General features: G+C 73.7%; 8 protein-coding genes and 1 pseudogene. 4 read left to right on the top strand and 5 right to left on the bottom strand.

The genetic code is table 11. The annotated features are described in order from the left end of the window. Positions 1 to 5: 5 nt before the first annotated feature. From A2U95_RS06290 to A2U95_RS06305, 4 genes are read right to left on the bottom strand one after another with little or no spacing between them, the layout of a single operon-like run. Positions 6 to 653 (bottom strand): GTP-binding protein, encoded by a 648-nt coding sequence (locus tag A2U95_RS06290; protein WP_166021227.1) that lies wholly within the window; start codon positions 651 to 653, stop codon positions 6 to 8. Then, entirely contained in the window at positions 634 to 1035 is a 402-nt protein-coding gene (locus A2U95_RS06295) for a DUF742 domain-containing protein (protein WP_166021228.1), read from the bottom strand. Before A2U95_RS06295 ends, A2U95_RS06290 begins: the two co-directional genes overlap by 20 nt. Further along, complete coding sequence (locus tag A2U95_RS06300; protein WP_166021229.1) at positions 1032 to 1535, bottom strand: roadblock/LC7 domain-containing protein; 504 nt, start codon at positions 1533 to 1535, stop codon at positions 1032 to 1034. The genes A2U95_RS06295 and A2U95_RS06300 overlap by 4 nt, the downstream gene beginning before the upstream one ends. After that, positions 1532 to 4630 (bottom strand): sensor histidine kinase, encoded by a 3099-nt coding sequence (locus A2U95_RS06305; RefSeq protein WP_206282826.1) that lies wholly within the window; start codon positions 4628 to 4630, stop codon positions 1532 to 1534. Before A2U95_RS06305 ends, A2U95_RS06300 begins: the two co-directional genes overlap by 4 nt. Before the next feature lie 415 nt (positions 4631 to 5045). Between A2U95_RS06305 and A2U95_RS06310 the strand changes: the two genes are divergently transcribed. Continuing rightward, positions 5046 to 5834, top strand: a complete 789-nt coding sequence (locus A2U95_RS06310) for a hypothetical protein (RefSeq protein ID WP_166021231.1) — start codon at positions 5046 to 5048, stop codon at positions 5832 to 5834. A 157-nt stretch (positions 5835 to 5991) separates the two neighbouring features. Here the strand turns inward: A2U95_RS06310 and A2U95_RS06315 are convergent. Then, positions 5992 to 6786: pseudogene (locus A2U95_RS06315) on the bottom strand (lysozyme); the annotation flags it as partial. Between the two features lie 168 nt (positions 6787 to 6954). Between A2U95_RS06315 and A2U95_RS06320 the strand changes: the two are divergent. The 3 genes from A2U95_RS06320 (at position 6955) to A2U95_RS06330 (ending at position 9650) form a co-directional block, all read left to right on the top strand. After that, a complete protein-coding gene (locus A2U95_RS06320; RefSeq protein ID WP_240957216.1) occupies positions 6955 to 7689 on the top strand; it encodes a spermidine synthase family protein in 735 nt (244 codons plus the stop codon). Positions 7690 to 7785: 96 nt separating this feature from the next. Next, positions 7786 to 8523: a response regulator transcription factor gene (locus A2U95_RS06325; protein WP_166021232.1), complete on the top strand. Its 738-nt coding sequence runs from the start codon at positions 7786 to 7788 to the stop codon at positions 8521 to 8523. Continuing rightward, positions 8520 to 9650 (top strand): sensor histidine kinase, encoded by a 1131-nt coding sequence (locus A2U95_RS06330; RefSeq protein ID WP_420856969.1) that lies wholly within the window; start codon positions 8520 to 8522, stop codon positions 9648 to 9650. The genes A2U95_RS06325 and A2U95_RS06330 overlap by 4 nt, the downstream gene beginning before the upstream one ends. Positions 9651 to 9985: the final 335 nt, after the last annotated feature.

Raw genomic sequence — 9985 nt, forward strand, 5'->3', positions numbered from 1 at the left:
GGGCCTTATTCGGGAAGGGCCTCGAGCGCGTGGCCGACGAGGCCCAGCAAGGTCTCGATCACCGAGATCCGGCTGCGCGCGTCCATGATCATGACAGGTACGGCCGGGGGTATGGAAAGCGCCTCCCGGACGTCCTCGGGTTCGAACCGCTCGCTGCCGTCGAAGTGGTTGACGGCCACCACGTAGGGCAGCCCGCAGCTCTCGAAGTAGTCCAGCGCGGGCCAGCAGTCCTTGAGCCGGCGGGTGTCCGCCAGCACCACGGCGCCGACCGCGCCGCGGGCGATGTCGTCCCACATGAACCAGAAGCGCTGCTGGCCGGGGGTGCCGAAGAGGTAGAGGACCAGGTCGTCGTCGAGGGTGATGCGGCCGAAGTCCATCGCCACCGTGGTGGTGGTCTTGCCCGGCGTGGCGGTGATGTCGTCGGTGCCGACGCTGGCCTCGGTCATCAGGGCCTCGGTCTCCAGCGGCTCGATCTCCGAGACCGCGGCGACCATGGTCGTCTTGCCGACGCCGAAGCCGCCGGCCACCAGGATCTTGGTGGCCACGGGCGCCCGGTTCCGGTCGGTCTGCCAGGGCCGGAGCTCCTCCTCCTCGGCCGCGTTCACGGCGTCGGAGACGGTGGGGTTCACGACGTCAGAGACGGCGAAGGCCATGGAGCACCCTTTCGAGCAGTGCGCGATCGGGTCGGCCGGAGACGTGCCCGGACCCGTACACGCGGATCTTTCCCTGGTCCGCGAGGTCGCTCAGCAGTACGCGGACGACGCCCAGCGGCATCTTGAGCAGTGCGGCGATCTCCGCCACCGTGCGCATCCGGCGGCAGAGTTCGACGATGGCGCGCATCTCGGGCATCACCCGGCCGAGGAACGAGCCGTTCGGCAGTTCCTTGCGCTCCGGGGGCGCGTCCAGCGCGGCGACGAACGTCTCCACCAGCAGCACGTGGCCGAAACGGGTCCGGCCGCCGGTGAGCGAATAGGGCCGCACGCGGGCCGGCTTGCGGTTCTCGCCGCCGCGCACCGGAAGCTTGGGGGCGCTCATCGTCCGTTCCTCCCCGTGTCGGCCTTGCGTTCCATCGAGTCCCGCAGCTCGCTGCGGAGTTCGGGGGTGAGCACGTGGCCGGCGCGGCCCACGAAGAGCGCCATGTGGTACGCGATCACGCTCATGTCGCAGTCGGGCGCGGCGTGCGCGCCCAGGAGCGACCCGTCGCTGATCGCGGTGACGAAGAGGCTGCCCTCCTCCATGGCGATCATGGTCTGGCGGACGGTGCCGAAGTCCAGGAGCTTGGACGCCCCGACGGTCAGGCTGCCGATGCCGGACACCACGGTGGCCAGGTCGGCGGCCGAACCGCGTGGCCCGGTGGGGGCCTTCTTCTCCTCCTTCGGCGCGTGGTCGGCCGGATCGGAGGAGAGCAGGAGCAGCCCGTCGGAGGAGACGACCGCCACCGACAGGAGTCCGGGCACCTCCTCGACGAGGTTGGTCAACAGCCAGTGCAGGTTGCGAGCCTCACTGCTCAGTCCGACGGTGCTGGGCGCGGTCAACTGCTTGCCTCCTCGACGGTGCCCCCCATGGCCTGCTCGGATGCGTTCCCCTGACGCGGACGGGGCACGTCGCCGGCCCCGTCGCGTTCCCCCCGCGTGCCCGGCGTCCCCTCGCCCGGCCCGCCGTTCGTCGCCGCCAGCTCCGCCTCGACGTCGCGGCGGCCGGCCTGCGAGCCCTTGCGGAACCCGCCGAGCCGGCGCCGCAGTGCCTCGGCGTCCACCGCGCCGGTGCGCTCGCGCGGAGCCGGGACCGACACCGCCCTGGGCGTGCGCTTGGGCAGGCCCTTGCCGGTGACCGGCTCGGCCTCCGCCTCGCCGTCCGCCCTCCCGTGCCGCTCGGGCACGATCGCGTGGGGGTCGTCGGCGTTCCCCTCGCCGTCTTCCCCGCCTCCGGCCCTTCCACCGGACTTCTGCCCGGGCAGGCGGAGCGTGGTGGTCTCCTCCGCCGCCGTCCCCTGCCGGTCCCCACCGGCACGGTCGGCGTCCGCACCGGTGGCGGCGCTGCCGGCGTCACCGGTGGCCGCGGCCGCCGTGAGGCCGGTGCCCGAGGTGGCCGTCGTGGGGCCGTCCGCGACGCCCGCGGCGACGGCCTCGGTCCGGACGGCCCCGGTCCGGGCGGCCTCCGCCGCCTCGGCGGCGCTGATGGCCTTCTCCGCCGCGGCGATGACGGCGTCGACCGGCTGCCCCTCCGCGGCGGTCCCGGCGTCTGCGGTCACGCCGAGGCCGGCGCCCGCGCCGTCACCGGAGACGGTCCCGTCCCGCGGCTCGGGAGCCGGGGCGGGACCCGCCTCGACCGCCTCGGCGGCGAGCCGGTCCTCACCGGCGGCGTCGAGCGCCGCCCGCTCCCGCACGGCGGCCGTGGACCGCGCGCGCCCGGGCAGCACGTTGGAGTTGGCCTCCGCGTCCGCCCCCGGCAGCGTGGTCGGCGCCCCCGGCTTCCCCACCGGCGCGCTGGTGACCGGCGCCGCGGCGGGCGCGGCGGCCAGCAGCGACGTGGGCAGCACCGCGACGGCGGTCACGCCGCCCTGCTTCTGCTCCCGCAGCCGCACCCGCACCCCGTGCCGGTGCGCGAGGCGGGCCACCACGTAGAGGCCGAGGCCCAGCCCCTCGTCGCCCTCCGGGCCGTGCGGCCGCTCGGGGTCGAAGTCGGCCAGACGGGCGTTGAGCCGCTCCAGCCGGTCGGCGGTGACGCCGATGCCCTCGTCCTGGACGGAGAGCATCACCTCGCCGCTCTCCAGCAGCCAGCCGGACACCTCCACCGGCAGCTCCGGCGGCGAGAACGACGTGGCGTTCTCCAGCAGCTCGGCCAGCAGGTGGCTCAGGTCGTCCGCGGCGAAGCCCGCGATGTGCGCGGCCGGCGGCAGCGCCCCGATCCGCACCCGCTCGTACCGCTCGATCTCGCTGACCGCGGCGCGCACCACGTCGACCAGCGGCACCGGTCCCGCGTGCTGCTGCCCGTGCTCGACGCCCGCCAGCACCAGCAGGTTCTCGCTGTGGCGGCGCATCACGGTGGCGAAGTGGTCGACCTTGAAGAGCGTGGAGAGCCCCTCCGGGTCCTCCTCGCGGGCCTCCAGGCCCTCGATGACGGTGAGCTGCCGCTCGACCAGCCCGAGGATCCGCAGCGCGAGGCTGACGTAGGCGCCCTCGACGGAGTTCTGCGACTTGTCCAGCTGCTCCTGCGCGCTCTTCAGCTCGGCGCGCAGTTCCTCGCGCGCGTCCGCCATCCGCTGCCGCTCGCCGATCAGGTGCTTGCGGTCGGCCTCCAGCGTGGTCAGCCGCTCCTGGAGGGCGAGCGCGTGGCCGTGCAGGGTGTTGACCGAGCGGACGACCTGGGCGAACTCGTCCTTGCGGCCGGTGAACCGGATCGGCTCCTCGCCCTCCGGGTTCTGCGCGAGCCTGGCCGAGCCGAGCCGCAGCACGGCCAGCGGCCGGGTCAGCGAGCGGGCCAGCGCGGTGGCGATGCCGACGGCCACCAGCAGCAGCGCGACCAGCGCCGCGATGCGGATCTCCAGCTCCGTTACATCGTTGTCACGCAGCTCCACGAGGTCCTTCGCGCGGCCCTCGTAGAGCGAGGCCTCGGCGCCGCGCATCAGCTCCAGCCGGGCGGAGAGCGCGGCGGCCAGCTTCTCGGGGTCGGTGGCCAGGTCCTTGTCGTTCATCACCGGCTGGTCGGTGAGGCGCTCCAGGTACTTGCCCGCGGCCTCCGACTCCGGACCGGTGACGGTGGAGTCGAACGCGGCCGCGGTCCGGCCCGGCGCCGTGGCGCGGAACTCGGCGAGCGCGGCGTCCGAGCGGACCCGGGCCTGCTGGGCGGCGGCGGTGAGCGCGTCCCGCTGGGCGGCGTCGGCCTCGGAGGCCACCGAGGTGGTCGTGGTGGTGCCGGTGACCGGGTCGAAGACGGAGGTGCTGGTGCTCGGCACGGCCAGCGCGGCCAGCAGCAGGCCGCGGGCGGCGGCCGCCTGCTGGACGGCGGAGTCGAGGTCGGCCAGCGCGTGCGCGCCGGCCCCGGCCCGCGGCGGCATCCGGTCGGCCAGGTCGCCGGCCAGCCCGTGCAGCTCGGCGACGGCCCGGGAGTAGGCCTCGTGCGCCTCGAGGGCGGTGCTCTTGCCGGAGAGCGCCGCCCGCCGGACGGTGGCGATCTCGTCCAGGTCTGCCCGGAGCGCGGCCGGGACGTCGGCGTCGGCCCGCAGATCCTCTATCTCACGGTCCACCCGCGCGCCGCGCTGCTCGGACGGGGCCCGGGACTCGGGGCGCCCGGCGGCGATGTACGGGGTGACCTCGTCCCGCTCGTCGGCGAGGGCGTGGGCGAGGGTCAGCGCGTCCTGGGTCCGCTCGGTGAGCGTGACCAGGTCCTTGCTCTCGTCCAGCCGCCCCGCGGCGGACAGGACGGAGGGGGCGCCGGCTCCCGCGACGGCGGCGGCCACCACGGCCACCGCGACGATGAGCCGGTTGCGTACATGCGTGGGACGGCCCCGGCCCACCTCGCCGCCGGCCGGGGCGGAGGCGCCCGGGGTGCCGGTGGTGGTGGGCGAGTTCTCCGTGCCCTCGCGGGAGGCCTTCTTCTTGCCCGTACGCCGAGGCCGCGTCTTCTGCACCGGTGCTCGCATTCCTGACTCGTGTACCCAAGGCCCGGGTGACCTGCCGTCAACTGGGGCGACACTCACCCGGTACGGTTCCGGTTTTCGGTGTCCGACCCTCCCAGTGCCGGTGGGCGGTGACCGGTCATCAACCGTCCCGCCACCCGAAGGAGTGAACATCGGAGGCTAGTTGAGGGGCAAGTTCCAGCCCCCCACCCGTGCGGTCGTCCACGCGGACGTCCGGAGCGCCAGGTGGACGACCGTCACGGTCTTTGGCAGGATTCGCCGCCACGCCTTCACAACTCCGCCGTTTCGCCACCAACCGGGCACGGGCGGGGAGTTCCCCGACGCGCCGCGGGCCGCCGCCGGACGCCCCCGCAGTGCCCTCGCGGCGCCCTCGCGGCAGCCGCCGAGCCCGGTGCAGACTGGCCGCATGCGCACCGACCTGGTCTCCGAGCCCTCCGAACTCGGCTTTCCCAACGAGGACTTCGTCTCCGTCGGACTCCCCGCGTCCGGCCTCGGCGGGGCGCTGGTGATGCTCGACGGGGTGACTCCTCCACGCGGCGGAACCGGGTGTGTGCATTCCGTGCCCTGGTTCACCGCCCGGCTCGGCGGCGCGCTGACCGAACTGTCCCTATCCCGGCGGGATCTTCCCCTCACGGAGGTGCTCGCCGGGGCGATCGGGCGGACGGCCGCCGCACACGCGGACGGTTGTGACCTTTCTCACCCGCGAACCCCGCAGGCCACGGTGGTCGTCGCGCGGTGGGACGCGGAGACGGTGGAGCACCTGGCGCTCGCCGACTCGGTGCTGCTGATCGAGCGGGACGGCGGGGAGGTGACCGCCCACACCGACGACCGGCTCGCGCGGATCCCCCGGGAACGGCTGCGGTCGGCCGCGGTGGTCGACGCGACGCTGCGCAACAAGGAGGGCGGCTTCTGGACGGCGGCGGCGGATCCGCGGGTCGCCGGGCGGGCGGTCACGGGCGTCGTGCCGCGGCGCGGGGTGCGGTCGCTGACCGCCCTCACCGACGGGGCGGCCCGGTGGGTCGAGGTCTTCGGACGGGGAGGCTGGGCCGACGTGGTCACGCTGGTCCGCGAGCGGGGGGCGGCGGCGCTCGTCGCGGAGGTCCGCGCGCTGGAGGCCGCCGACGCCACGGCCCGCGCGTTCCTCGGCCCCTCCAAGACCCACGACGACGCCACGGTCGCCCACCTCCACCTCTGAGCGGCCCGGCCTGGCGCACGGGACCGTGCCCGGGCGGGGCCTGCCCGTCGCGGGGCGTGCGGCCGCGTCGCCGCACCCCGCGCCTGCGTGACGCGGACCGGGGGCCGTGCGTACGGCACCGCCCGCGGCCGCCTTGCCCGCGCCGGCGTGACGCGGACGCGGGGTTGAACCGGTTGTGGTCGCCGACGATCGGCCCGGTCGAGGTGTACTGCCACATCGTGTAGTACGGCCATCCGGCCGGCAGCGTGCCCACCGAGGTGGCGTAGCGCGCGATCCAGAGCGGGTTGGTGGAGCCGAAGCCGCTGTAATTGCCGGTGCACTGGGTCCACCAGCTGGTGGCGGTGTAGATCACCGCGTCGCGCCCGGTCCGCGCCCTGTAGGTGGTGACGAAGTCACGGATCCACGCCACCATCTGGCTCTGCGTCCTGCCGTAGCAGGCGTCCCCGTACGGGTTCCACTCGATGTCCAGCACGCCCGGCAGGGTCTTGCCGTCGCGGGACCATCCGCCCCCGTTGTCGACGAAGTAGTGGGCCTGGGCCGCGCCGGACGTGGTGTCCGGGGTGGCGAAGTGGTACGTGCCGCGGATCATCCCGATGTTGTACGAGCCGTTGTACTGCTGCGTGAAGTACGTGTTCTTGTAGTACGTCCCCTCGGTGGCCTTGACGTAGGCCCACTTCACGCCGCTGTTCCACAGCGCGGCCCAGTCCACGTTGCCCTGGTGGCCGCTGACGTCGACGCCCTCGGTCTGGGTGGCGACGGCCCTGGGGCCGGAGGGGTCGCCCTGCCGCCCGTCGTGGGCGAGGACGCCCATGCCCAGGTGGGCCGAGCCGCGGGCGGGGGGCCGGCCGGCCGCGGCGGACCCGTCGGCCGAGGCGGGGGTGACGGTGGACACGGCGAGGGCCGCGAGGAGCGCGCCGGCGAGAAGGGCGCGCGAGGGTCTGAGCACGGACATGCGTACCTCCGGTGAGGGGAGCGGAAAGCCTGGAGTTGCTTGGCGCGGACATGTCAGTGATGCCATGTCGACGCTACGCCCGTAGAGCTCCCCCGGAAAGGGCGCCCGTTCCCGCACCGGCCCGCCGGATCCTCCGTTCGCCGGTATCCGGCCACCACCCTTGGCAGGATGGGGGCCATGTCCGCCGCGTACACCCCCGCGCAGGCGGGGGAGACCGAAGCCCCCGTCGTCGTGGACCGCCGCACCGGCCCCCACGGCGAGGTCGTCCTGCGCCGCCACGGCGCCCTCCTGCAGATCATCGCCAACGGCTGCTTCCTGATGGACACCTCCGACGGCCGCTCCGAGCGCCTGCTGGTCGACGCCGCCGCCCGCGCCCTGGAGGAGACGGGCGGCCGCGGGGAACCGCACCTGCTGATCGGCGGCCTGGGCGTCGGGTTTTCGCTCGCACACGCCGCGGCCGACCCCCGCTGGGGCCGGATCACGGTGGTCGAGCGCGAACCCGCGGTGATCGACTGGCACCGCGGCGGCCCCCTCTCCCACCTCACCGCCGACGTCCTCGCGGACCCGCGCACGGAGATCGTCGAGGCCGACCTGATTCGTTATCTGGATGTGACATCCCACACCTGGGACGCCTTGTGCCTGGACATCGACAACGGCCCCGGATGGACCGTCGACGAGGGCAACGACGGCCTCTACGCACCGGCCGGACTCGCAAGCTGCGCAAGGGTTCTGCGCCCCGACGGCGTACTGGCGGTCTGGTCCGCGCAACCGTCCGCGGAATTCGAAGGAAGCTTGCGGAATGCCGGATTCCGACAGGTGCGTACCGATGAGGTCCCCGTTGCCCGAGGAGTCCCCGACGTGGTGCACCTCGCCCTGCGGCCCGGGATGGCTCTCCCCGGGTGAATCCCCGTACGCTGCCCCTGGCGCCGATCATCGGGGCCATGACCGCAGGCACGGGAATCACCCCACGGATTCCGGAAAGCACACCAGGGGCGGGCGATGGAGCAGACACACACCTCGCACAGCGGAAGCACGACGACGCAGGGCGCTCAGCGCAGAGTCCTGGTGGTCGAGGACGACCCGACGATCGTCGACGCCATCGCGGCCCGCCTGCGCGCCGAGGGATTCCTGGTGCAGACGGCGGGCGACGGACCGTCCGCCGTGGACACCGCGGCGGCCTGGCAGCCCGACCTGCTGATCCTCGACGTCATGCTGCCCGGCTTCGACGGCCTCGAGGTCTGCCGCCGCGTGCAGGCGCAGCGGCCGGTGCCGGTGCTGATGCTCACCGCGCGTGACGACGAGACCGACATGCTGGTCGGCCTGGGCGTCGGCGCCGACGACTACATGACCAAGCCCTTCTCCATGCGGGAGCTGGCGGCGCGGGTGCACGTGCTGCTGCGCCGCATGGAGCGCGCGGCGCTGGCCGCGGCGACGCCGCGCTCGGGCGTGCTGCGCCTGGGCGAGCTGGAGATCGACCACGCCCAGCGCCGGGTGCGGGTCCGCTCCGAGGACGTCCACCTGACGCCCACCGAGTTCGACCTGCTGGTGTGCCTGGCCAACACCCCGCGCGCGGTGCTCTCCCGCGAGCAGCTGCTGGCCGAGGTGTGGGACTGGGCCGACGCCTCCGGCACCCGGACCGTCGACAGCCACATCAAGGCGCTGCGCCGGAAGATCGGCGCCGAGCGCATCCGCACGGTGCACGGCGTGGGCTACGCCCTGGAGACGCCGACGCCATGACGAGCGACCCGGTGGCCGGGCGCCCGGTGAGCGGGCACGGACCGTACGGGCCGCCGTGCCCGCGGCGGGGCATGCGCCCGTTCTCGATCAAGACCAAGCTGTGCGTCCTGGTCGTGGCCTCGGTGCTGATCACCACGGGCTTCCTGCTGATAGCGCTGCGCACGGACACCGAGTTGCGCTTCGTCATGGTCTTCTCCATGATCGCCACGCTGCTGATCACCCAGTTCGTGGCGCAGTCGCTGACCGCCCCGCTGGACGCCATGACCGGGGTGGCCCGGTCCATAGCGCACGGCGACTACGGCCGCCGGGTCAGCGAGAACCGGCGGGACGAGCTCGGCGACCTGTCCCGGGCCATCAACCGGATGGCCGACGAGCTGGACGCCCAGGACCGCCAGCGCAAGGAGCTCGTGGCGAACGTCTCGCACGAGCTGCGCACCCCCATCGCCGGCCTGCGCGCGGTGCTGGAGAACGTGGTCGACGGCGTCTGCGAGGCGGACCCGGAGACCATGCGGACGGCGCTGCGGCAGACCGAGCGGCTGGGCCGGCTGGTGGACACCCTGCTGGACCTGTCCCGGCTGGACAACGGCGTGGTGCCGCTGAAGGCGCGCACCTTCGAGGTGTGGCCGTACCTCTCCGGGATCATCAAGGAGGCCGGGATGATCGCCGCGGCCCGTCCCGGCCTGGCCTCCGGCTCGGGCACCCACACCCGCAGCGACGTCCACCTCCACCTGGACGTGCAGCCCACCGGCCTGACCGCGCACGCGGACCCCGAGCGGCTGCACCAGGTGCTCGCCAACCTGATCGACAACGCGATGAAGCACAGCCCGGCCCGCGGCCGGGTCACCGTGCGCGCCCGCGGCGGCCCGTACCCGGGTTCGCTGACGCTGGAGGTCCAGGACGAGGGTCCGGGCATCCCGCGCACCGAGTGGCACCGCGTCTTCGAACGTTTCAACCGGGGCTCGGCCGCGCCTTCGCACGGTCCGGGCAGCGACGGCGGCACCGGCCTCGGCCTCGCGATCGCCCGCTGGGCCGTGGAACTGCACGGCGGACGGATCCGCGTGGCCGAATCCGAGCGCGGCTGTCGCATGCTCGTCACCCTTCCGGGAGTTTCCCCGCACCCGGGTTGACGTAAAGTTCGAACCAAGAACCCTTCAAGATCGACCGGCGTTCCCGCCGGTCGGCGCGTGTGACCACGTGGAAGGGGGGAACAAGCTCGCACGGAGGCCGTGCGCGGCTCCCGTCGTCGCACCCGTGCACGCCTGTTTCCTAGGGGAACCCCGGTTGTTTCCCGCCATTTCCGCCGCCGAAACACACCTGCGGATGTGACTTGCGCGACGATGACCGGGCCCGGCCTGACCATCCCTGCCGGGGAGGCGTAGCCTTTGTTCCCGCTGTCCATAACCTTGTGAAGCGGAAGAGGGCGGTTGCCGCCGTGTCGCCACAGTCCCCCAGTAACTCGAGT

This window comes from Streptomyces chilikensis (assembly GCF_001642695.1).
GTDB lineage: Bacteria > Actinomycetota > Actinomycetes > Streptomycetales > Streptomycetaceae > Streptomyces > Streptomyces chilikensis.